The sequence below is a fragment of the Paenibacillus lentimorbus NRRL B-30488 genome (genome assembly GCF_000411595.1).
In the GTDB taxonomy this organism is placed as follows: Bacteria; Bacillota; Bacilli; order Bacillales; family Bacillaceae; genus Bacillus; species Bacillus velezensis.
Window position 1 is genome coordinate 1 of the sequence record NZ_ANAT01000018.1, and the last position, 25,511, is coordinate 25,511.

General features: G+C 46.6%; 28 protein-coding genes and 7 pseudogenes. 5 read left to right on the plus strand and 30 right to left on the minus strand.

Annotation, left to right across the window (positions count from 1 at the left end; all coding sequences use genetic code 11):
- The 22 genes and pseudogenes from D368_RS09930 to D368_RS10030 all read right to left on the minus strand — a co-directional run.
- Positions 1-1,101: pseudogene (locus D368_RS09930) on the minus strand (transglycosylase SLT domain-containing protein); the annotation flags it as partial.
- Complete coding sequence (locus D368_RS09935) at positions 1,089-1,241, minus strand: hypothetical protein (protein WP_015239684.1); 153 nt, start codon at positions 1,239-1,241, stop codon at positions 1,089-1,091. The gene D368_RS09935 and the pseudogene D368_RS09930, both read right to left, overlap by 13 nt.
- Before the next feature lie 41 nt (positions 1,242-1,282).
- Entirely contained in the window at positions 1,283-1,729 is a 447-nt protein-coding gene (locus D368_RS09940) for a phage tail assembly chaperone (RefSeq protein WP_032874591.1), read from the minus strand.
- Positions 1,730-1,801: 72 nt separating this feature from the next.
- Positions 1,802-2,244: pseudogene (locus D368_RS09945) on the minus strand (phage tail tube protein).
- 1 nt (position 2,245) lies between these two features.
- On the minus strand, positions 2,246-3,643 hold the full coding sequence (locus D368_RS09950; protein ID WP_007610810.1) for a phage tail sheath family protein: 1,398 nt from the start codon (positions 3,641-3,643) through the stop codon (positions 2,246-2,248).
- Entirely contained in the window at positions 3,643-3,852 is a 210-nt protein-coding gene (locus tag D368_RS09955) for a YqzN/YkzM domain-containing protein (protein WP_007610809.1), read from the minus strand. Before D368_RS09955 ends, D368_RS09950 begins: the two co-directional genes overlap by 1 nt.
- Entirely contained in the window at positions 3,849-4,295 is a 447-nt protein-coding gene (locus tag D368_RS09960) for a hypothetical protein (protein ID WP_039251775.1), read from the minus strand. Before D368_RS09960 ends, D368_RS09955 begins: the two co-directional genes overlap by 4 nt.
- Positions 4,292-4,795, minus strand: a complete 504-nt coding sequence (locus D368_RS09965) for an HK97 gp10 family phage protein (RefSeq protein WP_039251778.1) — start codon at positions 4,793-4,795, stop codon at positions 4,292-4,294. Before D368_RS09965 ends, D368_RS09960 begins: the two co-directional genes overlap by 4 nt.
- Positions 4,792-5,148: a DUF3599 family protein gene (locus D368_RS09970; protein WP_039251781.1), complete on the minus strand. Its 357-nt coding sequence runs from the start codon at positions 5,146-5,148 to the stop codon at positions 4,792-4,794. Before D368_RS09970 ends, D368_RS09965 begins: the two co-directional genes overlap by 4 nt.
- On the minus strand, positions 5,145-5,528 hold the full coding sequence (yqbG, locus tag D368_RS09975; RefSeq protein ID WP_070081674.1) for a protein YqbG: 384 nt from the start codon (positions 5,526-5,528) through the stop codon (positions 5,145-5,147). The genes D368_RS09970 and yqbG overlap by 4 nt, the downstream gene beginning before the upstream one ends.
- A gap of 16 nt (positions 5,529-5,544) precedes the next feature.
- Positions 5,545-6,480 carry a phage major capsid protein gene (locus D368_RS09980; protein ID WP_007407274.1) on the minus strand — a complete coding sequence of 312 codons (936 nt, stop codon included), beginning with the start codon at positions 6,478-6,480 and terminating at the stop codon, positions 5,545-5,547.
- 26 nt (positions 6,481-6,506) lie between these two features.
- A complete protein-coding gene (locus tag D368_RS09985) occupies positions 6,507-7,352 on the minus strand; it encodes an XkdF-like putative serine protease domain-containing protein (protein ID WP_128574761.1) in 846 nt (281 codons plus the stop codon).
- Between the two features lie 19 nt (positions 7,353-7,371).
- On the minus strand, positions 7,372-8,763 hold the full coding sequence (locus D368_RS09990; RefSeq protein ID WP_099686888.1) for a phage portal protein: 1,392 nt from the start codon (positions 8,761-8,763) through the stop codon (positions 7,372-7,374).
- Between the two features lie 48 nt (positions 8,764-8,811).
- A complete protein-coding gene (locus tag D368_RS09995) occupies positions 8,812-10,110 on the minus strand; it encodes a PBSX family phage terminase large subunit (RefSeq protein ID WP_069473353.1) in 1,299 nt (432 codons plus the stop codon).
- Positions 10,107-10,903, minus strand: a pseudogene (locus D368_RS10000) (terminase small subunit). Before D368_RS10000 ends, D368_RS09995 begins: the two are co-directional and overlap by 4 nt.
- Positions 10,904-11,015: 112 nt before the next feature.
- Entirely contained in the window at positions 11,016-11,528 is a 513-nt protein-coding gene (locus tag D368_RS10005; RefSeq protein ID WP_069473351.1) for a sigma-70 family RNA polymerase sigma factor, read from the minus strand.
- A gap of 113 nt (positions 11,529-11,641) precedes the next feature.
- Complete coding sequence (locus tag D368_RS10010) at positions 11,642-11,845, minus strand: XtrA/YqaO family protein (RefSeq protein WP_003154859.1); 204 nt, start codon at positions 11,843-11,845, stop codon at positions 11,642-11,644.
- The gene (locus tag D368_RS10015; protein ID WP_015239676.1) at positions 11,835-12,176 is read right to left on the minus strand and encodes a hypothetical protein; all 342 of its coding nucleotides are present in this window, start codon (positions 12,174-12,176) and stop codon (positions 11,835-11,837) included. The genes D368_RS10010 and D368_RS10015 overlap by 11 nt, the downstream gene beginning before the upstream one ends.
- A 97-nt stretch (positions 12,177-12,273) precedes the next feature.
- Positions 12,274-12,441: a hypothetical protein gene (locus D368_RS20105; protein WP_099686863.1), complete on the minus strand. Its 168-nt coding sequence runs from the start codon at positions 12,439-12,441 to the stop codon at positions 12,274-12,276.
- Positions 12,441-13,240: pseudogene (locus tag D368_RS10020) on the minus strand (DnaA ATPase domain-containing protein). The gene D368_RS20105 and the pseudogene D368_RS10020 overlap by 1 nt, the downstream one beginning before the upstream one ends.
- Positions 13,140-13,966: pseudogene (locus D368_RS10025) on the minus strand (phage portal protein). The pseudogenes D368_RS10020 and D368_RS10025 overlap by 101 nt, the downstream one beginning before the upstream one ends.
- On the minus strand, positions 13,956-14,135 hold the full coding sequence (locus D368_RS10030) for a hypothetical protein (protein ID WP_039251807.1): 180 nt from the start codon (positions 14,133-14,135) through the stop codon (positions 13,956-13,958). Before D368_RS10030 ends, D368_RS10025 begins: the two are co-directional and overlap by 11 nt.
- Positions 14,136-14,326: 191 nt before the next feature.
- Between D368_RS10030 and xre the strand changes: the two genes are divergently transcribed.
- Both xre and D368_RS10040 read left to right on the plus strand, forming a co-directional pair.
- Positions 14,327-14,665 carry an HTH-type transcriptional regulator Xre gene (xre, locus tag D368_RS10035; RefSeq protein WP_003154871.1) on the plus strand — a complete coding sequence of 113 codons (339 nt, stop codon included), beginning with the start codon at positions 14,327-14,329 and terminating at the stop codon, positions 14,663-14,665.
- A gap of 148 nt (positions 14,666-14,813) precedes the next feature.
- Positions 14,814-15,404 carry an ImmA/IrrE family metallo-endopeptidase gene (locus D368_RS10040; protein ID WP_003154873.1) on the plus strand — a complete coding sequence of 197 codons (591 nt, stop codon included), beginning with the start codon at positions 14,814-14,816 and terminating at the stop codon, positions 15,402-15,404.
- A 21-nt stretch (positions 15,405-15,425) separates the two neighbouring features.
- Here the strand turns inward: D368_RS10040 and D368_RS10045 are convergent, their stop codons facing one another.
- The gene (locus D368_RS10045; RefSeq protein ID WP_039251810.1) at positions 15,426-16,262 is read right to left on the minus strand and encodes a manganese catalase; all 837 of its coding nucleotides are present in this window, start codon (positions 16,260-16,262) and stop codon (positions 15,426-15,428) included.
- A gap of 71 nt (positions 16,263-16,333) precedes the next feature.
- Positions 16,334-16,937, minus strand: a pseudogene (locus tag D368_RS10050) (poly-gamma-glutamate hydrolase family protein).
- 109 nt (positions 16,938-17,046) lie between these two features.
- On the opposite strand from D368_RS10050, the gene D368_RS10055 reads away from it, so the two are divergent.
- Entirely contained in the window at positions 17,047-17,424 is a 378-nt protein-coding gene (locus D368_RS10055) for a PH domain-containing protein (RefSeq protein ID WP_128574762.1), read from the plus strand.
- Between the two features lie 37 nt (positions 17,425-17,461).
- Here the strand turns inward: D368_RS10055 and D368_RS10060 are convergent, their stop codons facing one another.
- The 3 genes from D368_RS10060 to D368_RS10065 all read right to left on the minus strand — a co-directional run bounded on the left by D368_RS10060 (position 17,462) and on the right by D368_RS10065 (position 19,817).
- Positions 17,462-18,415, minus strand: a complete 954-nt coding sequence (locus D368_RS10060) for an N-acetylmuramoyl-L-alanine amidase (RefSeq protein ID WP_003154880.1) — start codon at positions 18,413-18,415, stop codon at positions 17,462-17,464.
- 141 nt (positions 18,416-18,556) lie between these two features.
- The gene (locus D368_RS20110; protein WP_003154881.1) at positions 18,557-18,691 is read right to left on the minus strand and encodes a PhrA family phosphatase inhibitor; all 135 of its coding nucleotides are present in this window, start codon (positions 18,689-18,691) and stop codon (positions 18,557-18,559) included.
- Positions 18,681-19,817 carry a Rap family tetratricopeptide repeat protein gene (locus tag D368_RS10065; protein ID WP_101562923.1) on the minus strand — a complete coding sequence of 379 codons (1,137 nt, stop codon included), beginning with the start codon at positions 19,815-19,817 and terminating at the stop codon, positions 18,681-18,683. The genes D368_RS20110 and D368_RS10065 overlap by 11 nt, the downstream gene beginning before the upstream one ends.
- A gap of 204 nt (positions 19,818-20,021) precedes the next feature.
- Between D368_RS10065 and D368_RS10070 the strand changes: the two genes are divergently transcribed.
- Both D368_RS10070 and D368_RS10075 read left to right on the plus strand, forming a co-directional pair.
- Entirely contained in the window at positions 20,022-20,489 is a 468-nt protein-coding gene (locus D368_RS10070; protein ID WP_017417598.1) for a DinB family protein, read from the plus strand.
- A gap of 148 nt (positions 20,490-20,637) precedes the next feature.
- Positions 20,638-21,402, plus strand: coding sequence for a sulfite exporter TauE/SafE family protein (locus tag D368_RS10075; RefSeq protein WP_015388360.1), 765 nt, complete (start codon positions 20,638-20,640; stop codon positions 21,400-21,402).
- A 33-nt stretch (positions 21,403-21,435) separates the two neighbouring features.
- Here D368_RS10075 and D368_RS10080 read toward each other — a convergent pair.
- The 3 genes and pseudogenes from D368_RS10080 to D368_RS10090 form a co-directional block, all read right to left on the minus strand.
- A pseudogene (locus D368_RS10080) lies at positions 21,436-22,928 on the minus strand (UxaA family hydrolase).
- The gene (locus tag D368_RS10085) at positions 22,925-24,370 is read right to left on the minus strand and encodes a tagaturonate reductase (protein ID WP_128574763.1); all 1,446 of its coding nucleotides are present in this window, start codon (positions 24,368-24,370) and stop codon (positions 22,925-22,927) included. Before D368_RS10085 ends, D368_RS10080 begins: the two are co-directional and overlap by 4 nt.
- A 75-nt stretch (positions 24,371-24,445) precedes the next feature.
- Positions 24,446-25,444: a LacI family DNA-binding transcriptional regulator gene (locus D368_RS10090; RefSeq protein ID WP_128574764.1), complete on the minus strand. Its 999-nt coding sequence runs from the start codon at positions 25,442-25,444 to the stop codon at positions 24,446-24,448.
- Positions 25,445-25,511 lie beyond the last annotated feature (67 nt).

Here is a 25,511-nt window from a genome sequence, read left to right on the forward strand (position 1 = left end):
AAATAGACGTTGTGAAACTTTATCCAGCTCTGCTAATATCGTTGCCGGGCTGAATTTGCTCGCGATTTCGTCTACTTTCCCCATGAATGAGGTTGTGAACTTATCCAGTTCGGCTAATATCGTCTCAGGGCTGAATTTGCTTGCGATTTCATCCACTTTCCCCATGAATGAGGTCGTGAACTTATCCAGTTCGGCTAATATCGTCTCAGGGCTGAATTTGCTCGCGATTTCGTCTACTTTCCCCATGAATGACGTTGTGAACTTGTCCAGTTCGGCTAATATCGTCTCAGGGCTGAATTTGCTTGCGATTTCGTCCGCTTTCTTCATAAAGCTTTCAGCGAATTTATCCAGTTCCGCTATGATTGTTTCCGGATAAAATTTGGATGCGATGTCATTGACTTTTTTCATGAAGGTGTCTGCAATGGAGTCAAGCATTGAAAAATCGTTTTTCGGCGAAGCAGGAGCAGCAGAAGCAGAAGCTTTTCCGACGTCCGGCATATTCTTTTGCATTGCAGCCAGCTGTGCTGTCACCTTTTCGTTTAACGATAATTGAATGACATTGTTTTTTCCCGTCAGCGAATCAATGCCCGCTGAAATTCGGCCGACTGTTTTCATGACGTGATCTATGACGCGTATAGTGACAGAGTACCCGTTCTTTAACGCAGATTGCATATAGCGTTTGATGCGTTCCATGGCAGGGGTCACTTCGTCTGACGCATACAGTGAAACGGTAAATCCTTTAAAACCGGCAGCCAGATCCCGCAATCTCTCAAATGCCGCTGTCGCGCTGTCTTTTGCTCCTATTTTAACGGTTAAAGACGCAGGCAGACCCGCTAATTGGGTTTGCACCTTTTGAATGACGGCACTGGCTCCGTCTTCAGCTGAAATAGAGATCATTTGTGCGCCCAGCTTTCTTTTCATAGAGCGCTGGATGCGGTCAATTGTTCTTAAAACAGATTTACTCTCTTTGCGTATATCAATTTCACTTTGGCGTTTTGTCATTTTCCTGTATTTCTCAAGCGCTCTGAAGCCATTTTGGATTTTCCTTATTTTCTTTGAAACCCGATCTTCCAATTCAAAACGGGCGGTCAGCTTTGCCATGATGTCGCTCCCCCTTTCTTCGCTTGTTTTTCAAGAATGTCCAGCTTGTAACCGATTAAACCGTACAACAGCGCCTTAAAATGTCTCGGTGCTTCATATAACTCTTTCAGTTCTGATGGAGAATAATGAAGCTCATGCATCGCGTAATAGAGATACACGGCTTCCTTATTCCCATCTTTTATCAGTTTTTTGCTTCTTGCTCCAGATCTTCTAATTCATCTTCAAAACCATTGATCTCAATCGCTTTATTCAGCCAATTTGCATACTCACCGCCGACTGAAAGCACGCGTTTTGCCACCTCGACCGGATCTGCCGTTTTGTAAGCGTCGCGGAGCTCCTTAGACCGGAAATCAGGGTAAATCGTAGATTCAACCGCGATCCGCGCATAGAAGCGCTGGCTGTCTAAGTCTTTTACGCGGCCTCTGCCTTTCACATTTTTATATGTCGTGCTTTCCTTCTCCAGTTCGTCAATGCGCTCAGTCGTAATGGCTTTAAAAATAAAAGGCACGATGTTTCCTTTTTTATCGACAAAACGCTTTGAAAGCGGAACCCGAATCTCCTCAGCCTCGACTGTTTTACCCGGCATAAAGAATGACAGATCAAATACTTGTTCGTTTTTTTCGCTCATGATGAAAACTCCCTTACTTTTTTATAAAAAACAGGCCTGTAAAAAGGCCTGTTTCACTCATACCGATCTTAATTAAAACGTTTCAGAAAGCTTTTCCGGCACATCGAAATCTTCAAAGGTAAACGGCACTTCTTCTTCGAGTGCTTCTGAGTCTACGTCCAGTCCGGCGATTTTTGCAGAATCAAAGTTGACGTCATACAGAGTGACGCGTTCTGTTCCGCGGCCCGATGATTTGTCATCAAGAACGGCTTGCAGCGTAAAATACGGGTCGCTGCCTTTTTTGACGTAATCCATCATAAGGACGGCGAATTTGGATGTGACCTTGTAGAATGTTGCCGTGCCCGTTCCGTTGGCGCCTGTTGTTTTATGTCCCGTCATGCGGCGGCCCATGATGTTTACTTCTGATTTGTTTTTTCCACGTTTGCTTCAAACGTTTTAATATGCGCCATCTCTTCTCCGTCTAGAAATAAACGGCCTTCTTTTCCTGAAATCGTGTTTTGCGCTTTTAATGCCATCTTAGTTTACCTCCACGTTAAAGTAGAATTTTTCTGCCGCATCCACAGGCTGTACGGCGAGATCGATTAAAAAGCCGTCGCGGTCTTCATTCAGCCCGATTGTAATGTCTTTGTCTGAATCAAAATTTGCGATGCCGCCCGCATCCTGAAGCGTAGTCAAATATTGAATGATCATCGTTTTGACGAATTGAAGGCCGTCATTTGTCGCAGGAAGATCGCTGCCCGTGCCTTTTTTCGATTTAATTAAGGCTTTCAGTTCACGTGTCAAATCGTTATTCACCGCATCAAGCACACGAACGATTTTGTTTTTCGCGAACTTTTTGTTTTTCTCTGCCGTAAATGTCACCAATGAGTTGATATCTTTTTCAACGCTGACTGACTTATCACGGGCATCATAAGAGAAAAGGAATTCACCTTTAGAAAGACGTTCGATCACTTCATCATGAGTCAGGCGGTGCAGCACATCGACGGCGCCTTCGTATTCAACGAATGTTAAGGATTGATTAAATGCGGCGCTGGCACTTGCGCCTGCCACCCAGGCGGTCGCATCTTCAGCTTTAATCTCGGTTCCGTCTTCCAGCAGCACACCTTCAGTAACATTGATAATGCCTTCATAATCTCCGCTGTAATGGGCGGTCACCCCTTGCACCTTCTGTCCCTGCGCATCGCGAAGGCGTTTAATGAATGCGGCAAATGTCGCTTTCAGCTGATCGTTTTCCGCGACAGGAAGAGCGATGACATCGAAATTCTCCGTTTCAGCCGCAGCTAAAAAATCCGTATAGTCTGAGTTGACCGGTGCTTTATCAGTTCCTCCCGCAAGACGGATGCCTGCCTGCGGGTTTAACGTTTCCCCGGATTCTTCCTCAGTTCCTGTCAGCGGGATGGAAGCCGACAGTTCGCCCGTTCCCGTAAATGTGACATAGCCGTTTGCTTTTAATTCTTCGGCTTTTTTCACCGTTTGTTTGTCAACTTCCGCTTCATCCATGTAAGTGGTCACATCGAAAGCGGTCTGATCAAGGACGTTTTCACTGATGCGGATGATGATGTCATTTCCTTTTGAACCGCCGTACAATGCGGTTGCTTTAACACCTTGCGAAAGGTCGGCGCTTGCTCTGATTCCCTCTGTCAGACGGTACATCAAAACGGTTTTTGCTTTCTTTTTCGCTTCACGAAGCAGAATCAGTGACGGATCTTCAATACTGAGCCCCACTTTTTTATTCAAATCTTCAATGCTTGAAATGGAAACGAATGTTTTCGCTTCCCCCCAGCCGGATGCGACGGGAAGGGCGACAATCCCGCGTTCACCGATCGATACCCGCTCCTGGGCGGTTGTTTTAAAGTTAAAATAGATTCCGGCACGTTCTTTTTCTTTTCCTTGCGTAAATGTTCCGCCGTTCATTATTGCATGACCTCCTTGGTTAAAAATGCTTCAATGTAAGACTTGGCTTGCGCTTTCGTCATTTGTTTTTGCTTCACGCCGAATAAAGCCCCCTGGAGAATCTCAGGTTTTACGCCGAAAAGCTCCTTCGCGTGCTTTGTTAAATCCGCCGTGTCATAAAGAACCGCTCGTTCCGCCGCTGCGGCGTTTTTCTTTTTATGTTGTTTCACTTTTGTTTCACCCCGCTGTTAATGTCCACATCCCGCAGTGCGGGAGATGTTTGTTTCTGATAGTAGTAGCGGCTCGTCCAGCGGATTGTGATCACTGCCTCGCCTTTGTCTCCGACTCTTGTTTCGATACGGCTGATGCGGACGAAATCACCGGTATCCTCCCCTGATTCCGTTAGCAGCGGAATCAGCTGTCTTGATTCTCTCACCGCATCGGCGATCCGGTCGGCTGCATAGAGCGCCTGCACCGAGTCGGCATGGAACAGCTTCACATTCAGACTGTATGTCTTCTTAAAGGTAGAGACTGTGTCATTCTCGTCAAAAGCGTACGGGGGCGGGATGTAAAGTGACGGCACCTGAAATTGTTCAGGCAGTTCATTTTCATATACGGGCACGCCGCATTGCTGATACAAAAAAGCGGCGATTGAACCGGTCTCGCGATTCATCCGATATCTCCCCCCAACGTGTTAAGCCACTGATTGAAACGCTTGTCCAGCGATTCGGCGAAGAGTGTTTCATACAAAAGAAGGGCTTTGTCCCAAAACCCATTTCCGCTGATCCACTGTTTTTTTAGCGCCATTCCCGTTGAAGCTGACGGATCATAGATGAACCGGGAGCCTTGAAAATACCCGGGCACCCATCTGACATTTTCATCTGAGACGGTCCAATGTCCGTCATTTATGAATGAGGCATACTCTGCATTGGTGCCGATTTCAAGGGTCAGTCCCCCGTTTTCAATGATCCATACGTGATCCTGCGCTCCTTTTCGGAAAGAAGACAGCAGGCTTTCTGTATCAATCCCTCCCGAATGAATAAGCTCCTCTCGTACCAAGTCGAGAAAATCCTCTCCTGACTGTTCCAGCCATTCGCCTGCCTGACGGGCAAATTCTCCGGATGATGCCTTTTGCAGCGACCGACTCCATTGTTCAAGGTTTTTTATGCTCATAGTCTGTCATCTCTCACAGCGATAACCTCCCAATGGTGCTGTCTTGCTTTCTTCGGCAGTTCCAGAATATACGCCTGGCCTTCCCAAATGATTTTGTCATTGACACGCACAACGGCCTCTTTCGGAAAATGAACGAGAAACCGCTGATATACCTTATGATCAGGCTCAAGCTGAATAAGCTGCTGCTGTTTTTCAACAAACAGACACGGCACGTCTTCAGCATCGGGCACTTCCGGATAAGAAAAGACAGGCTGGAGCTTTTCGGCGGGAATCCCGAAGCGTCCGGCCTTCGGAACTGACACCGTCTCATGATAAATATCGCATCTGTCAGTGAGCAGCCGTTCGTAGCTCATAAAGGTCTCACCTTTGCGTGTGCAGAAACCGGGGAATAACCCGGCGCGATATATTCACAGAGCAGATGGTGCACCGCCGGTTTTCTGATTCCGCCTTCACCTGCCACCGTATACGAGTAGTCGCCTATCTTTTCAGATTGATAGGCGGAAGCGGCTGCTTCATTCTGGTTGATCAGCGCAAAATATTGAGAAAGCTTTAATAACGCAAGCTTAATCTTTTCGGGAAGCGGTGAGTAAACAGGGTCAGTGAACGAATGCCCCGCTATTCTGGCCGCTTCCGCCTCAGCCTCCAGAATGTCCTGTATAAGAAGCGCCTCCGGCCTGTTTTTGACTTGATCATAAACTGAATATGAAACAACGTCAGACGGCTGAATTAACATAACTGCCACCCCCGTCTTATTCTTTAACGTTTACGATTTTGGCGCTTGCATCTTCTTCTTCAAATTTGCTGTCAAGTTTAGCCGTCAGTACGATAATAAATTTGCGGCTGCGAATATCTTTATCTACTTCGATTCGGATATTCCGTGAAAAACCGAGAATGATATTTTTCGGGTGAGTCAAAATGATGTCAGACGCATCGTACTGGGAATCACCTTCTCCGACTGAGTACGGCTGCAGATTGGATACTCCTTTGACCGGAACGCCGAATGCTGAAGACAAACCGCCCTGCACCGCAAGATCTCCCAGATTGGTCTGACGGTCAGCCACACGGTCTTTCCATTCAATCTCCATGCCTTGAGATGTGTAAAATCTGAATTCCTGAGGCAGGCGCAAATATTTTGCCGGAATGGCTTTTAAGCCTTTTTTAAATGTCGCTCTGGACAGCTCTTCCCCGTTTCCGTCAATGACGTGAGATACAGTCTGCTTACGGATTCCGTCAAGCTGTGCCAAGTACGGATCAGAAGAAGATGTATCGCCGTTTACGACAAGCTCCTCAATATCGACTGCCGCCCGCTCCGCCAAAATCTGCATGATCGTCTGCTGCAGGCCGTCTTTTTCAATATTGTTTTCAAGCGTGTCATAGGTGATATTAATTTCTGCAATGACTTCTTTCGTATTCAGCTGCACCGTACTTGTTGCCGGGACGGTCAGCTGATCGTCAGTTAAGGCTTTTCCTTCCTCAGCGGCACGCAGAATACGCTGGCCGAAACCGATTTTTTCAAATTTCTGCGAGTCATTTTCCATTTGAATCACACGCGATTCGCTGAAAATGGTCGGCGTATTCTGCACCATGCGGATAAATGCTGAAGCTTGTGCGGGGTTCATTAAACCGCCGCTTTTTAAAGCGGAAAGTGACATTTCCGCCTTTCTGATGATATCTTGATTTCTCACTCTACAGTTCCTCCTTCTGACTGGGCTTAAAGCAGTCCGCTCCAAATGGATTTTTTAACAGGCTCTTGGCCGCCCGTCTCTTCTTCCGGCTGCTTTGATGCGCCTCTTACTTTTTCAAGCGCTTCAATGCGTTTAATAATCGGCGCCAGCATGTCCTCAACAAGCGTTTTCAGCTTTTCTTCATCAGACGGCGCAGACGCCCCGTCTTTGTCTTCCGTGTTCTGGTCCAAACTGTCAAGCCGCTTTAAAAGCGGGTGCAGCGCGTGTTCAATCGATTCTCTTACGTCTTCTTTTCTCATCTTGTTCAAGTCCTCTCCCTTGCGGTTTCTTGATTTGCGGTCACGGTCGAGAAATTGCTTGACCGCGCCGAATAAGCCGGCTTGCTTTTCTGCCGGCTCTTCGTAAACGTCAGCGGTTCCCGCCATGCTGTAGCCCGTAATGATACCGGCTTTAATCTGATCCCATACTTCATCGGAAGCTTTGGTGACAAGCACCCAAGATCCTTTCCGGATCACAGCATTCCCGATTTCAAAGTCATCCGGGGCGACGTACGACTCCACCACCTCGCCGGTCCCGCCTTCAAAGTTATGATTTGTATCGATGTTGCGGGCGTTCGCCAAAAAACCGTGAGCGGCCTTTTCAATCTCTTCAGCCGTCATATAATCGCCATGTGCATCGGGGACATCCGGCTCGTAAACGATGCCGTAAACAAGCTTCTGCTCATCCGATTCGTTTTTTGTAAACACCTGCACCTTTTTTTCAAATGACGGAAGGCCTCCGGCTGATTTTGTAAAAAAGAATTCCGTTTGGTTCGCCGCCTTATCGACATAGCTCACAAAACTGATAACGGCATTTCTCAATTCTCTCGGCACGAGATGTTTTCACCCCCTTTCAGGATTGCTCCTTTTTCCCTTTCAGCACCGGCCGGCTGTAGTGCTCTTCAGGCCATTCCTCAAGCGTCTTGCCGAGCACTCTTCCCGCCAGATCACGGAGGTCATTAGGAGAGACCGCTCCGGCGGAAATAAATGGCGTAAGCACCTTCGCAATTTCAAGCGGATCGCGAAAATCAGGCCCTTTTAATGTGAGCTGTACATCGTGGAGACCCAGTTCAGGCAAAAATAACGTGTTGAGCTTATTAATCAGCGTTTTCCGCTCCGGCTGAAACACCTGCTCCTCCGTTATTTTCCGTGCCGTATCGGCTGTGGCTTTGTTGTATTCCTGCGCCTCGCCCGTATAAAGCGGCGGGAGACGGAAAGCGGAACGGAGTTTATTTCTGCTTTTGTCGTCATATTCAAGAAACAGCGCATCATCCTGCAGAATTTCCGCAAGTGATTTAATTTCCACAGACACGGGCGTAATGTCTTCGCCTCCGTGAAGGTCTTTTTCCTTCGCAATGCCTTCCGCCTCAATCAGCAGAAATTTGTGGGCGTTTTCCACCCCTTCCAGGTCATTCATATAATCCTGGAGCTCTTTGTATGAGGTTTCTGACAGCATGCCGTTTTCAACCGTAATGGCGGCCGGCACGTGACGGCCCTGCTTGAAATACATAAAATTCAGTTCTTCCGCTTTCCGGGCGCCGTACAGATTGACGATATTGCCGACCCAGCGCGGAATTCCGTAAGTGCCGCTGCCGATTTTTAAGTGAATGGCTTCATTTGCCCGGTATTCTTCAGACAGGGTCTTTACGTAATCGCCGGTTCTCATGTCCATCATGCGGGGATCGCCGTATTCCTTAAAAAACACTTTCCGTCCGTTCAGCATCTGAACATATTTACGGAACCGTTTTTGCCTTTTAATCGTTTTGGATGCGCCGTTTTCTTCATATGAAAATGTAACTTCAACGGGATCAGTCACACCGCAGACGCGCATATGTTTTACATCCAGATATTCAATCCCCGCCGGTTTTCCCGCGCCGTCCCGAAGCACTTCGAGGAAACCGTTGCCCGTTTTTTCGCGGTCTTCTATCGCATATCCGAGGACCGTCTCGGCCGATTCATCAAAATGAAGACATTTGTAAAAGCTCTCCAGCTTCATCCAGTTTTTTTCGGCCCGGGCCTTTTTTGACGGGGAGCAATCTGGGCTATTTACATCAAAGGTATATTCCACATCGAACCCAAAACCCGTAATATTGACCCGATACGCGTCAATGCACTGCTGAAGAATCGTCGAGTATTCGGCGATTGTTTTCAGTTCAATGAGATTATAGGGCGGTGAAATGATGTCTTCGCCGTACAGATCGGCAAATTGATCTTCGTTCATCTGCCTTGCCTGCGGCGCGGCCATTTTTGATTTAAAGACGGTGGCTCTAACGTTTTGATAGTTCGGCAACGCCTATCTCCTCCTTTCCCGATTCGGACGTCTCCGTTTTTGTGATGCATCTTTCAGATCCGCCGCGTCATAGTCATCCAGCGCATACCAAATGGCTGAAAGTGTGTGGGGATCAATTGAAAACTCATCTTCCGACAGAACGCCGTTTTTGTTTTTTGCGTACGTTAAGTTCTGCAATTCGCGGATCGTATTTTCACAGCTGTCTGAGCAATAGATGTGTCTGAACCGTTTCAGCTTTTTTGTATACTGAAGTCTTGAGCCCGGAAACTTTTTGGCCGCAACCATGCAAAAGCCCTGCCTGCGGAAATATTGGATGCTTTTCGGCTCAGCCGAATCCGCTTTGATCAGCTCTTTTTGATCCGCCAATTCCTGAAGCTCCTCAGCTGTCTGATCATCGGTCATTTTGTTTTTGTAATACTCCCAGAAAATATAAAGATCTTTTTGATCCGGATCGACGGCAAGCCGAATGACCGCATTGTATGACTCTTCAAAACCGAAATCCATGCCCGTCCGAAACAGGGGGCGCCTGATGGAAGCAATCCGCTCCGTTACTTCGTTGTGCTCCATGACCTGAAACTGCGGAAACACGCGGATGCCGTTGACGCCGAACTGTCCTTTGCGGGCGATCCGGTACAAATCAGGATCGTAATGCCGTAAGCTGTCCAGCTGCTTAATATAGCTTTTCGGCAAAAACAGATTATCGCACGCTGTGGAATGGTGGTAATACGTATCTCCCTTAACGACGGTGCCTTTTTCATACAGCGTCTGATCATCCAATACGAACCGTTTTTTTTGGTCATCACGAAAAAAATGCCGGTACGTCCAATTGGAGGTGCCGACGGGATTTGTGGTGCATATCATATGCAGCGAAAGCTCGGGATGACGCAGACGGCCGATCAGCTCCTTAAAGCCTTCATACTTCACTTCAGAGCATTCTTCAATCCAAATCAGTGAAATATGATGAATGGATTTCAATTTGGCCGGGTTGTCCATCCCTTTAAACATAATCCGGCTTCCGTTTGAAAATCTGAGCTGCATCGGTGAAGAAACGGCCTTTACGGCATGTCCCAGTTCAAGCTCCGTGATAATGTCTTCAAATAAGGCAAACGTAGAATCCCTGTGCGTATCGAAAACTTCCCGCACGACAAGCGCCGTCCGCTTTTCACGAAGCAGCTTCAGGATGATTTTCAGCGCGGTATGATAGCTTTTTGACGAGCCGTAGCCTCCGACGAGAAATTGGTACGTTTCATTCCAATTGAACAAATAATCTTCAAAGCGCGGGTTGACCGCTTTTTCAATCATGTCCGTTCCTCTTTCCGCGTAATGACAATGTCAATCGGCTTTTGGCTGCCTTCTGTTTTTTCCATCTTCTGCTGAGCCAGCTTTAATTTTTCATTTTCGATTTTTTGTTTAAATTGATCGGGGAAAAGATCAAAGTACAAAGACAGCTTTTCAAGAGCCTTCATCTTGTCGGCAAGCTTTATTGCAATGCCTTCTTTCCCGAGTTTTGCTTCCGTGACGATGGTTCCGTCCAGAAGGTGCGAATCTTTAACGTCAACGTAGCTGATCTCCTGCATAATCGGATTATCATTTTCGTCAAAGAGCGGCCCTGATTTTCCGAAGGCCTGAACCTCTTTTTTTCCGAAGGTTACATAATCGGTAATGTCGGCGAAAGCGATTTTCACATAGACTTGAAGAACGTCCATCGCTTCGACAAACACTTTATTGACCATTTCCTTTTTCATGCGGCTGATTTCTTTGGCGACTTTTTCGTTTTTAACAGCCTGCTTCCCGTCACATGCGCGCTTTCCGGTGAATACCCGGCTTTTATCGCAGATTGGGTGGCGTTAAAGCTTTTCACATAATAAAGACAAAACAGCCGCTGGCGTTCGTTTAACTCATCACCTTCGCCCGGGGTGTTTTTTCCGCCGCTTTCCGCGTTCTTATTAAGCGCCTCGTCCCAGCGCCCTTCTTTTTTCCATCTGCCGATCGTTCTTGCGGATACGCCTGATTTGCCGGCAAGGGCGCGATTTGTGATGCGGCCTTTATGAGACTGATAGATTGTAAATGCCTGTTCTCTTTTTGCGTTTTTCATGCTACGGCATCACCGCCACCTCCGACATGATTGTCTATAATAAAAAGCGGCTTCTAATCGGGCCGCTTTTTTGGATCGTCTGTTCACTTCTAGGTGGCAAACGTATGACAACTTATGAAGCAGGCGATTGATTTCTTTGTTCCTTCTGTTTTTGAATTTTTAAAAGCGCCCGTTTGACCGTCGTTTGTACGGTTGATTTCTTTACATTCAGCAAGGCGGCGATCCGTTCATACGAAAAGCATTCCGCTTTGTGGAGCAGCAGCATTTCTTTTTCTCTATCCGTTAAAACGGCTAATGCGTCCCGCAGTCTGATTCTGTCTTCTTCAGTCACATTTGCGGACGGTTCAAACATCAGCGCCTGCGAATAGGTTTCTATGATTCTCGGATCTTTAATGAGCATTCTCTGATAAGCGTCTCTGCGGTCTATCGCTCTTCTTATGCCGGGCTGCCGGCCTTTTTCAAGCCATTCGATGACATATTCCAAATCTGTAATAATCGTTCTGATGATTTTTTTATCTTTCAGTTCTTCTGAAGTAAGCACCGTTTCATCGGCTGCCTCCAGCTGCTTGTACCACTTTTTCGTCTCTTTCAGCGTGCGTTTATATTCAAATAGTAAGTCTTCCATGTAGATCCTCCTCTTTTTCGGAACAAAAAAAGGACACCAATCAATGCGCAGCAAGTGCGCGATTGATCAGTGTCCGCAGGCTTTCCGTCTTGGACGTATTCTGTTTTTTTCGATTAATTCAATTTAAAGCCGATTTCATATTCGACCCGGGCCAGATCCCCTTTTCGCGTTTCGACAAGCGTTTTGCCGTGCTCCGGCGCTTCGGCGAGCCATGCTTCCTTCTTCAGTCCGTCTACTATAATCACCCGAACCTTGCCTTCTTCCAGCTGGCTTTTTAATGTTGTATGTTCAATGTCAGTCAGTTTTTTAGGATTCATGTTTTACGTCCTCCGTCTTTTTCAAAATGTTCACTTCATGTATGAGGCTTCCGAGCTCATTTATGAACGCTTCTTTTTCTTCAGAACTTTCTCCCCGGAGCAGGCGGAGAGCCGTTTCGGCCGCCTCAAAGAGTTCCGGGGCTTTCGCCATCAATGCCGCGTTGATCTGCTGTGAGTATGAACTTAAGTTGAAAACGGCCGCGATGAGCCTTCCGTTTGAATAAGGGAACTTCTCTTTATCCGCTTCGCTGTAAGCGGAATAAATGTAAATGGGTTTTTCTTCTCCGCTGTGTACGGCCCGCCATGGAGCGGGGCTGTGTTTTTCTTGCAATGGTGATCCTCACTTTCCATCAGCCTCATGCCATGCTTCAATTTGCTTTTCTATCCGTTTTGCCCTGAACAGCAGGCAAAAAAGCCATTTGATATATTTACACACGTGCATCAAGCCTCACTTTTGCGTCTTGAACCATTCGTTCAAGCCGTTTAATGACCGGCGTTAAATCAGTGCCTGTTTTGCAGTTCGGGCAAGGGTGAAAGACAGCGCCGAAACCCGTTTCCATCACAATGACCTTCTTCGGCCCGCACAGCTTACACATTATCTCGCCCCCTCTAATCTGTGGTTTACGTCAAATGAATTGCCATTAATGATGACTAAATAATCGCTGCACATCTCATAAATTCTTGTGCCCAAGGCTTCATCAACCTGCACCAATCCGTCACATGCCAGCTCGCTCGAGATAAGAACCGGCTTATGATTTAAATAGCGGTAATTCACGACGGCGTACATTTGTTCAATCTGCCAATCGGTCGCCCGGGGTTTTCCGTTCAGCGGTTTGAACAGATCGTCAATAAAAAGCACATCCGCCTGTTTCATACGGCCAAGCTTTGCATCGAGCAGATCAAAATCATTTTTTAAATCCGTAAAGCCCTCCACAAAAGGAAAATACAGCACCGGTGTCTGCTTCTGTCTCATGACATAATTGCTGAGAGCGGTCAAAAGATGGGTTTTCCCGACCCCGGACGCCCTAAAAGGGCAATGCTGTTTTTCCGGCAGTTTTTCATCTTGTCGAAGTTCTCAACATATTCAAGGGCGCACTCGTATGCGTCGACGACTGCCTGAGGCTTGCCGCGCGTGATAAATCCTTTGAAATCCAGCTTCCGAAAGGCATCTGTAATCTCACTTGCACCGAGAATGCGTTCTACTTTTCGTTCGGCGGCGCAGCGGCACTTGACCCACACATCCATGCCCAGCTGTTTTTTGAGATAACCGCCCCGATCTTTACAGAGCGGACAGTCAAAGCGGCTTTTGTCTGATTCTTCCGGTCTGTCCGCCAGTAATGGACGTTTTCCGTTTTTCAGGTCGGCAAGAATCTGCTCGATCGTTCGTTTTGTCATGTATCGTATTCCTCTCTTTTTTGTTGTGATTGTCCTTCCCGCAATTCGTGCATTCAAGCGGTCTTCCATAAACTTGGCGCAATAGCTGAAAGCCTTGATCGTTTCAGCTGAAGAGGTGCGCCGCTGTTCAAAAGCGGTAAAGCATTCGCCGAGCCATTTGATTGCTTCTTGTGCTGACGCACCGAGGGAAACAATACGGGCGATGGCCTGATAATCCCGGGGCGACGGGTATACGCTCCGCCCCTCCTGTGCAGACCTTAATCTGATAAAATGGGCGGCAATGTCGTTAATCGCTTCTTCAGCAGTATGATTTTTTGTTATATCTATTTCTCTCCGGACATTTTTGTCCCGGTGATCCGCCGATATTGTCCGGTCAGTTGCTTCCGGGCGGGTCAATGTCTTTTTCGGCGTGAATCTTTTCGAATGCTTTACGGAGACGATGAGTCCGTAAGGGGCGCGGACGGTTTTGATATACTCATGCTGTTCCAAGCTCTCGAGCCACCGCCTGACGGTTTTTTCGCTGACCGCGAATACATCGGCCATTTCTCTTGCTTTTACGGGCTTATGTCCGAGGACGATCCCCCACTTTACGCCGTCTTTTACATGTTCCTTTGTCGTTGAGCTGATGAACCATAAAAACAGCCAAATGGCGGACCCTATTTTGTCATAATGTTCTGAATTCAATAATCCGGAATAGATGAAAAACGGGCAGCTTTTACGATTCATAAGGGACCTCTCCATTTTTCTTCAGACCTATATAGCGTTCATACTGCAATCGGTTATCAAATCGGAATACCGGTAGTCCGCAAGCGGTAAAAGATATCGAACCGCCTGCTTTCCCTAAACATCTCTGGTCAGCCGGATTGCTGCTGAAACGGATGATTATCGCCTGCATCTCTCACCCTCCTGATCAATTTCTTATCGTATTTTGATACATTTTGTATCCCTATGATGTTGATTATATACGATACATTTCGTATCATCAAGACCTTTTTGATACTTTTTTTATCATCTCTTTCTTTTGATACATTTTGTATCTATAATCATAAGTAACTTAGGGTGTTGAAAAAAGAGAGGTCATTTCGGATGATAGGCGGAAGATTAAAGAGTCTCAGAGGTAAGAAAACGCAGGAAGAAGTCGCAAATCATATCGGTGTCTCGCGCGCCAGATATTCTCATTATGAAAACGGCCGATCTGAACCCGATTACGACACGCTGCAAAAGCTTGCGGATTATTTCAAAGTGTCGACTGATTATTTGTTAACCGGAAAAGAACCTTCAGATGAAGACATGTTTGCCGATCCCGACCTGCAGATCGCATATCGGGACATGCAGGACTTTTCCCCGGAAAGCAAGCAGCAGGCCATTGAATTCATTAATTATTTAAAAGAAAAAGAGAAAAACCGCAGGCCGAAACATAAATAATCCGCTCTTTTCCTTTAAACTGCTTAACGTTCAGCCGATATAAAAGCTGAATGTTTATTTTTAAAAGAAAAGGGAATTGATTCAAAGTCCGATCAGGGCTTTTCTTTCTCGCTTAAAAAAGAACATATGTTCGAAAGGGTGTATTCAATTGGGCGATTTTTTAACACATCTTGAGGAATACGTCAAAAACTTATATTGCCGCATGGGAATGACCGCCCCTCTCCATATTGATATGCAGATGATTGCCAAGGAGCTTGACATTTGGATTCATTTTGAAGATACGCACAGTATGATGCTGAAGCGGGACGGCATGTACAGCATCGTCCTGAATCAAAAAAAGTCACCCGAAGAGCAATGGCAGGATTTTGCGCACGAACTGTGCCATGTGCTGAAGCATACCGGGAACCATTTTCATATGAACAAGCTGTTCAGGGAACTGCAGGAATTTCAGGCCAACCATTTTATGTACCACTTCTGTGTGCCGACCTTTATGCTGTTAAACATGGAGCTGCCCCAGCGGAGGAGCCACGCCGTTATTTTAATCGCAGCCGCTTTCCGGGTGACGGCATCATTTGCGGAAAAAAGGCTGGAGCTGTTTGAACGGCGTAAAGCAGGTATTCAATTTCAGAAGCGGCTCGCTTGTCTGTTATCCGACAAGCGGCCGAATGTGTATTATGGAAGCGGACAGACACACTTGCATGCCGCTGAAGAAAAAACGCCGTATTTTATTGAAAATTAGCGATTCTCCGCCGGCAGTGTGTCAGCATTTTGACATCGGAGGAAGAGTATTGTGAAGCCACATTGGCGCCGGTTTAAGATGAGGCGCAGATGCGAATGCAATCGGGGCGGAAATATATCTGAACTCGCCCCGTCCGTCAAAGGCTTCACCGCGGGCCCATCTTCCTTGTGAACTCTCATCTCCCCTGGAAAAGTTAAACAGATCATACGACACTTCCTGCTTTTCGAGTTCACGCGGAAACGTAGCAGGCACGACAATGTCCCGTTCTCTTTCTTCCAGCTCTTTTATGGCCGCATACCACATATTTTGATGATACGTATCTCTTGCAATTAAAAAGGACAGCATATCCCTGACACCCGGATCGTCTGTCATCGCATACAGCCGAGTCACCTGCAGGCGTCCCTGGGATTCCGCATTTAAATTTGCCCGAAAATCTGCAAGTAAATTCCCGCTGGAAATAATGTATTTCGCATTCCAAGGATACCCTTCAGCGTCAGCCGCCATCGCGCCTAAACCTGCAACAATGGCGTGCTGCGGGTTCATTCCGCCCATGACAGCCGCGACGGCCGGGTCACTTTTATAGGCGTTTTCCTGCACATCAGCCGGCGCATCGTCCAAGAGCCTTGAAATCATCGTCGCAAGCATTTCCACATGTCCGATCTCTTCCGTTCCGACATCATGCAGCAAATCTCTATATTTTTCATCGGCACGGCAGTTAAAGCCTTGAAACAAATATTGCATCATGACGCTGATCTCACCGTACTGCCCTCCAAGCACTTCTTGAAGCTTTTTCGCGTAAGCCGGATCAGGGCAAGACGGCTTTGCGCGGTATTGAAGTTCTTTAATATGATAGAACATACTCATTCCCCCATTCTTTCAAACAATCTTAGTGTATGAAAGAATGGGCAGACGGTGCGGGTCCGTTTCATTTACTTATAAAAACCGGCCTTCACGGTTTCTACATACCGAAAAAACAGATCGGTTGGCGTATATTTTTCTCCCCGGCAGCCAAAATTGCTGAACAGCGCGTGTCTCTGCGCCGTGCTCACTTCCAATTGCAGCCCCATTTTCCTTTTTGTCCGATTGACAATGTTGCCGGGATTTACACCTGCCAGCCGATCATTCTTCTCTGTCAGCTCGGCATCAAACCCCGCTTCACGCAGCAGATCACAAATCAGTCTTGCTTTTTTCCAGATCCGCGCCCCCGACGAGTGTATTTGCCTTTTTCAGATCATGATACCCGTGAAAAGCCAATGCGTAATGATGGGCGGTCACTTTTTCTAAAGCCAGGGGCTCGTCAAAGCGTGTGCTTGTCAAGTGGAGAGAACGGTTATCGCACCGCTTCGTCCCTTCAAATAAATAAATTGAGCTTTGGTCAGAAAATGCCTGCACCAGCTCACTGACACCCGGCTCAATCCTGCCGCCGTGGGGAGCGAGGACGATACATTTACTTCCCTCTTTTTCTTCATAAATAATTCTGTATTCCGATTCAGCAGCGGAAAGAGCTGCGAAATTGTCATATCTATCTTTCATGTGTAACATGCTCTCCTTTTCCAGTCAGCACCAGTTTACTCTACTCATCTGGGAATGGAAACCTTTTTATAGTATGATTTGATAGAATACGTATCAAGGGGGAGATATTATGGGGTTCATCAATGGATTGCTGGGCAATGCGTCGACAATATCGACGGCTGAAGCAAAAGCAGAACTGGCCCGTATTTTGCTGGAAGGTGAGAATGTCAACGCCGCATTTAAGCTTGTCCGAGATATCATTGTCTTTACGGATATGCGTCTTATTCTTGTTGATAAACAGGGACTCACGGGGAAGAAATCGGAGATTCAATCCATTCCGTACAAGAGCATTTCCAGATTCAGCGTAGAAACCGCCGGCCGCTTTGACTTAGATTCAGAGCTGAAAATTTGGATTTCAGGCGCGGAACTTCCCGCTGTCTCAAAGCAGTTTAAAAAAGATGAAAGCATTTATGATATTCAAAAGGCCCTTGCCGCAGTTTGTATGTAAGAAGAAACGGAAGCCCGGGGAGCTTCCGTTTTATTGATTACAGTTTTTCTTCAATTTTCGCCTTCGTTTTCGGGCCGTAAATTCCATCTGCCGTTAATCCGCTGACGGATTGAAAACGTTTTACGGCATTTGCCGTTTTCGGGCCGTAAACGCCGTCCGCCCCATGATTTTTTGCTCCTTTATCGGGATAAAAATAAAGAGCGGATAAAGCGTTTTGCACTTGTTTTACGTTTGTCCCTTTCGTCAGCGGTTTCGTCACTTTGATCACACCGGATGGAAGCGGATAGGAAGACACAGCCTGACTTTTTGAAGAAGAACCCGTCTGAGCGAGCTTGATCACTTGTCCGACTGTAATGTGATTCGGATCGGTGATATGGTTGATGCTTTGCAGCGATTTTACGCTGACACCGTGCGATGCGGCGATTTCCGATAAGGTGTCGCCTTTTTTCACATGGTATTCAGACGCGGAAGAAGAAATAGAGGCTTTTTTCGCCGGCATACTTCCGCTTAATTTCTTTTCAATCTTCGCCTTCACTTCATCCCAGCGGCCTTCTGACAAAATGCGGTGCGGGCAGTACTTTCCGTTCCAGTCCTGATGCTTTCTGATTCTGTCAATCCCCCAGCCCCGTTCTTTCAAAAGCTGCGCCGCAAACGCAATCGCCAGTTCTTCTGCGGCTCTGTACCGTTCGCCGCCTGACTTGCTGTAACAGATTTCTATAGCAATCGACTTTCGGTTTCCGGTACCGTTCGTGCCGTCTCCCGAATGCCAGGCATTCCGGTCCAACGGAATTCCCTGGATCACTTCTTTGTCATCAACCGCAAAATGATAGCTCGTTGATTCGCTGTTTCCCGTCATATAGCTGATTTCATTAGCGGCGGATGCGTCGTTTGCCGTGTTATGAATGGTAATATACTCCGGCGTCATCGGATTCGGACATTTTAACGCATATTTATCAGCCGATACGAGCCGTTTTTTCACTTCAATCCCCACTCTTCATCTCTCCTTATGCCTTTTTCATCAATAGGTGGCATTCGTAGGACAGATAACTGAGTATATAGACCCTGCATTCGGATAAAAATGGAATGGATACGCATGCAAAAAATAAGACCCTTCCAAAGAAGGGTCTTTATGTTATGTTTGGTTGCGTGCGGCAATATGGAATGTGCCGTCCGCTTGGTTTTCCAAATGGCTTTCATGGCCGATCACCTGTGTAAAGCTGAACCCGACAGCAACAAGCAGCAATCCTGACAACAGTTTAGATTTCATATAGACAATCTCCTCTCTGGATTTGTTTTTGGGCGTGCACCATTTTTTCATAAAACGTGAGCGCTTTTTCAGGCTGTCCGTGTTTCATGTAAAATTTGGCAGCGTCATGCGCCAATTCTTCCACATACGGATACAGCATGTGTTCTTCCAGAAAATCAAACGTGCGCCTGACGGATGCGTTATCCATTTCCTTGCCGTATAACGCATGCAAAAATCGGAAAAGATTGACAAACAATTCATCATTGTATTCGCGGGCGATACTGAGCCCGAGGCGGTATTGCTTCTCTGCTTCGGCTGTAGTGTTCTGTTTATAAAGAACCTGTGTTAATGAGTAAATAGAATGCGGAAGATTATCGAACTTTTCTGACCTGCAAATGGAAACGGATGTCTCAAAATATTCGGCTGCTTTAGAGAGGTCTCCCATTTTTTCGTAACAGTTTCCGAGATTATATAAGGCTGAACTGATAAGACGGGGATTGCCTTCTTGTTTTGCAAGATCTAAAGCAAGTTCTAAGTGGGGCAATGCTCTTTCTGGATACTGCATGTCATCATAATTCCCTGCAATAACGAATTCACATTGGATTCTGCGGACGTTGTACGTCTCATACGATTGGTACGTTTCAAGGGCTTGAACGGCATAACTCATGGAGACGTAGGTTTGTTTCAGGTTGTAAAAAATCTCGGCCATTTTAAAAGCAAACTCAGCTTTCTCGATGTCATCAGAAACGAGTGCAAGGTTTTTTTCAGCCCGTTTGTAATACATCATGGCGTTTAGGAACATTTTCTGTTTAAATTCGTACATTCCTCGAAAAAAATTAAAGTAGTAATCAAGCAGTCCTGTCAGTTTATACTGGTTGCCTTCAATGTCTTCCAATAATTCTGAAAACTCAGGCTGAGAAGGGTCCTCCTTTAAGGGCTTGATGTAATCCAGCATGACGCGGTGTCTGAATTCCATTAATGAATAATACAGCAGCAGATCCTGATCTTCTTCCATATCCTCGATCTCTCTCTCTACTTCACGTTTGACGCGCTCCGCCTCAAGGACGTGAAACTGCCGGATATGGGTATACCATTCATTAATTTTGAGCCCGACAAAAGAGGACGGAATAGTCTGCTTCATCCTCAATAAATCCCCCCTTTTGGAATGACCGAGATATGTCATATTTTATCATATTTGCTAGAAAAAGAAGAACGCAAAAAGACCGCAATTGTCGAATTTCGGATATCCGCAACGATTTATCTCCATCACAAGCTTATTGCTTGTTTCTTCCGTGCCGTTGATATAGCATATCCTTGCAGCTTTTATTCTGTATTAAATGGGGGTTTTCACATGACAGCACAAAATCAATTGGTCAGCCACTTTCTGTCACATCGAAACGTGACGATTGAGCTGGCGGAAAAAATCAGCCGCGAGCATTACGACTACAAGCCGGCAGAGACATCAATGTCCGCTCAGGAACTTGTAAAACACATCGTTTATTCTTTTCTTATGTTTGCAAACGTCATTAACGACGGAAACGGATCAGCTATCCAGAACAAACCGAAAGAAGAAGCGGAAACAGACCTCGTCAAACTGGCTGAAGCATGTACTGAAAAAACGACAAACATCCTGTCACAGCTGACTGAAGAGCAGCTGAACCGCGAAATTGACCTGACTGCCTCTTTCGGCAGAAAAATAACCGGCGCGGCTCTCCTTCAGCTTGCCATGGAGCATGAAATTCATCATAAAGGCAATCTTTTCGTGTATGTCAGAGAAATGGGCCACACGGAACTTCCGTTTTATCAGCAAAAATCATAATCCGGCCATCATCCGCCGATCTGCGACATAACAGCAGGCTGGCGGATTTTTTTGTTCTGTATAAAATTTTCCGAAAATTTAATTGATTACCGCCTCTTAATCATATATAATCTGATAAAAATAGTAGGATTATTCAGGAGGCACACAGATGACTGTAAGCATTGTGTTTATGGGTTTCTTTGTCGGAACGCTGGTCGGATTGACGGGTGTGGGAGGAGCGGCGCTTTTGACTCCTTTACTGATCGTTTTGGGGATCAACCCCTCAATCGCCGTCGGCACTGACCTTTTATATAATTCCATCACCAAACTGTTCGGTGTCGTTTCTCATTGGAAGCAGCGCACCGTTCAATTTAAACTTGTCGGCTACTTGGCGCTCGGGAGCATTCCCAGCGCAACAGCCGCCATCGGTATTCTTCACTTGTTTCCCGCTTTTCACCAGCATCAGGAGCAGATTATCAAACAGGCGCTCGGCTACGTGCTGACCCTTGTCGCTATTTCCATTATCGCCCGCCTTTTTTTCGATAAAAAACTGCGGCCGAACCGCTGGCAGCAAAAAACACTTGAAGAAAAGCGGACACTCATGATACTGATCGGCGTCATTTTCGGCTTCATCGTCGGCCTGACATCTATTGGGTCCGGCTCATTATTTGCGATCGCCATGTTATACCTGTTCAGAATGAAAACGGCAGAAGTGGTGGGAACGGATATCGCACATGCCTTTCTGCTCGTAACTGTTGCCGGTCTGTTAAACGCAAGCTTCGGAAGCGTCGATTACCTGCTTGTATTGAATCTGTTGATCGGCTCTGTGCCGGGTGTGCTTCTCGGCAGCTTCTTTTCGCCGAAATTCTCACCGCGCCCGCTACAGTTTGTGATGGCGGCGATTATTTTAATCAGCGGGATAAAATTAATCTAAAAAAGGCGGTCTGTTGTCAGATCGCCTTTTCTCTTATAACGTCACACCGGACTTAAAGATTGCAAGCTCCCGAAAATCGTTTTTTCGTTATTGACGAATTGTCCGCTTGCAACGTTAATAATGTATTGAATAAAATCTCTTACAATGTGATCTTCTGTTGTTTCGTCTTCCGCCAATCTCCCCGCGTTGTAATCAATCCAATGCGGTTTTGATTGAAATAAATCGGTATTTGTTGATACTTTCACAGTCGGGACAAATGTGCCGAACGGCGTGCCTCTTCCGGTTGTAAACAACACGATGTGACAGCCCGCCGCGGCGAGCGCTGAAGAAGCGATTAAATCATTGCCGGGCGCACTGAGCAGTGTCAATCCCTTTGTTTTCAGTGTTTCACCGTATGTCAGCACATCAGAAACCGGTGCAAGACCGGCTTTTTGGGTGCAGCCGAGCGACTTGTCTTCGAGCGTTGAAATGCCGCCTTCCTTATTCCCTGGTGACGGGTTTTCATAAATCGGCTGCTCGTGTTTCATAAAATATTGCTTGAAATCATTGATCAATCGGACTGTTTTATGAAACACTTCTTCGCTCGCCGCACGTTGCATGAGAATCGTCTCAGCGCCGAACATCTCAGGCACCTCCGTTAAGACCGTGCTCCCTCCCTGTGCAATCAAGTAATCTGAAAATCTCCCTAATAAAGGGTTTGCGGTGATGCCGGAAAAACCGTCCGACCCGCCGCATTTCAATCCGATGCTCAATTCTGCCAGCGGAATCTCCTCACGTTTATCTCCCTTTGCCGCAAGGTGTATCTCTTTAAGTAGCGCTGCCCCCGCTTCAATTTCATCTGTGACAGCCTGTGATTCGAGAAATTTCACCCGATCTCCGTTCACTTCAGAAAGCGTTTCCTTAATTGCCGCCAGCTCATTATTTTCACAGCCCAGCCCTAAAACCAGCACACCGCCCGCATTTGGATGGCGAATGGCGTTAATCAGCATTTGTTTCGTATTCTCATGATCATCGCCAAGCTGGGAGCAGCCGTATTGGTGTTTTAAAACCAGCACATTGTCAAAGGGCGCAATGTCTTTCGCCTCTTTTACGAAGCGCTGCAGGATTTTCTCAGCGACGCCGTTTACGCAGCCGACTGTAGGCACGATCCACAGTTCATTCCGGACGCCGGATGTACCATTTTCTCTTTTGTAGCCTTGAAATATCCGGTTCTCATTTGTAAAAGGATTGTCCTCGAAGCGCGGTGAATACGTGTATTCTTGCACATCGGATAAATTCGTTTGCAGATTATGGGTATGAATATGCTCGCCGGCCGAAATCCGCCTTGTCGCACGCCCGATTGAAAAACCGTATTTAATGATGCTGCCGTTTTCTTCAATGGTTTGCAGCGCGATTTTATGCCCCCGCTTTACAAGGTCCTTCACTTCAATCGTCAGTCCGTCTGCATGCAGCCGCTCCCCTTTGTTAAAATGGCGCATAGCGAGAAGCACGTTATCGTTTTTATGGATTTTTATGACCTCTTTCATTTCACTTCCCCCTTATTGCCGCAGCATTCATGTAACGCATGCTTCATCCCCCGCTTATGAATGACAGAGAGAAAAAAAGCCGTTCGTTCAGTCAGCCCCGGAAGATGGTTCAGATTCTTTCCCCACAATCGCTCTTCTCCTAATATAGAAAATGCCGCTTGAAACATATCATCTTTGCAACGGGACCGCGCCATTTGAAAACGGTTCAGAACCTCCTCGCCGTCTGCTGGTTTGTTCGGCCCGTTCCAGTATGAATAGATCATGGCGCTGAATGAAAACACCAGCCTCTCAGGAAGCCGTCCCTCCTGTTCGATATAAGCCTTCAGCGTCGGCAGGTTTCTTGTTTTGAATTTCGCGGCGGCGTTAAGGCTGATGCTTTGCAGATAATGTTGGATATAAGGGTTTTTAAACCGGTGTAACACATCTGCCGCATACTGGGTGACACCCTCCATTTGCAGCACGGGAAGGATTTCTTCATTGATCAGCTCTTCGATGAATCTGCCCGTCACCTCGTGCTCAGCCGCTTCCCGGACGGTTTGCAGTCCGTATAATAAAGCCACTGGCGCCAATGCCGTATGAGCGCCGTTTAAGATTCTCACCTTTTTTGTCCTGTAAGGCGTAAGGTCAGACGTGATCAGTGCGTTCAGCCCGGCATCAGCAAAAGGAAGCTCATTCTGAAGCTGTTCCGGCCCTTCTATCACCCACAAATAATAATGCTCACCGACCACAAGCAGACGGTCTTCGTATCCGAGAAAATCGGTAAGTTCTTCCGCGGTATCAACAGGAAATCCGGGAACAATCCGATCCACGAGGGTATTGCAGAAGATGTTCGCATCATGAATCCATTGAGTAAACTCAGGCTCCAGCTCCCACAGCCCGGCATATTGAAGCACGGCCGCCTTCAGTTTCCGTCCGTTTTCTTCGACCAGTTCACATGGAAGCACAATGCACCCTTTCTCGGCGTCACCCGCAAATGCCTTATAGCGGAAATAAAGGAACGCCGCTAATTTCCCAGGGAATGTTTTTTGAGGTCTATCCTCAAGCCGGTCGCCTTTCTCAAACGTAATTCCCGCTTCTGTCGTATTGGAGATGATAAAACGAAGATCCTCTTGTGCTGCCAGCCGTTTAAAGGAATCATAGTCAGAAAAAAGATCAATGCCGCGGCTGATGGATTTGACGATCGTGTGTTCTTCAGCCGGTTTTCCGTCCTTTATCCCCTGCAAAAAAAGCGTAAACAAACCGTCCTGTTCGTTTAAACGTTTTATTTTCTCAGAGCCTCTCGGCTGTACGGCGACCACGCTTCCGTTAAAATCCGTCAATTGATTCAATTGATCGATCTGCCAGTCAGCGAAGGCCCGCAAAAAGTTGCCTTCGCCGAACTGAAGGACTTTTTCAGGATATTGAATGTATTCAACGCACATCTTTTTATTCAGCTGCCGCAAGCTGTCCGCCTCCTTCTGCATTTATGCACACGTTAACATTCTCCCGTACGAAAACCCGGATATTCAGACGGGCTGTTATGTGAGTTTTTTAATTGAGTCTCTTATCATCACCTCGGTGTTTTCGTATATTTTTTCCGCCGCCGTATCCGGGTCGGTGATAAGCGCCAAAATCTTCTCTGCGCCGAGTATGCTGATGTTTTCAACCGGGCGTTTTACTGTCGAAAGCCTCGGCGTCATGTATTGGGAAATGCCGATGTCATCAAACCCGATAACGGATATATCTTCCGGAACGTTCAGGCCTTTGGCGAAAATGGTATTCATCGCCCCGATCGCCATATCATCGTTTGAACAAAAAACAGCCGTAGGCGGTGATTGAAGCGCCAAAAGTTTTTCCATCGCCTGACTGCCGCTTTCCATATCATAGCGGCCTTTTACACTGTATTCATGCTTAATCGGGATAGAATGATCAATTAAAGATGTCAAATAGCCTTCTTTCCGCTGAGAAGTTGACCTGAATCCTTCCTTTCCCTCAATGATCGCGATATCTCTGTGTCCGTTTGCGATCAGGCAGTCGACCGCCTGTCTGGAGCCTTCTTTATCGTTTGACAGGATATTCGTGATGCTCCGGTCATCAATGTCCCGGTTCAGCACGACGAGCGGGATGTTTTTCTCGCGGATATGATAAATAAATGAATTATCACTGTCGCTTTGGCTCATTAAAATGATTCCGTCATATCTCATGGGCGTAATGGTTTCAAAGCTTTTCAGATCGTCAATCGCGCGGACGAACAAATTGTATTCCTCACTGATTGTGCGGTTTACACCTTTGATGGTATCGGAAAAAAAGCTGTGTGAGGTTCCGTTGGTGATGCTTGTAAAAAACAGTCCGATCGTATGGGACTTTTGCATGGCAAGGCTTTTTGCATTTACATTCGGTGTGTAATTCAGCTGTGAAGCGAGCTCTAATATTTTCTGTTTTGTATGCTCTTTAATGTGGGGGCTGCCGTTAAGTGCCCGGGATACGGTTGTGTGGGATACGTTGGCGAGTTTTGCGATATCTTTTATGGTTACCATCGTTTTTCCTTTCTTTCTGTATGCTGGCATTTATTTCTATTGTACCATTAACGGACAGTCCATAAAA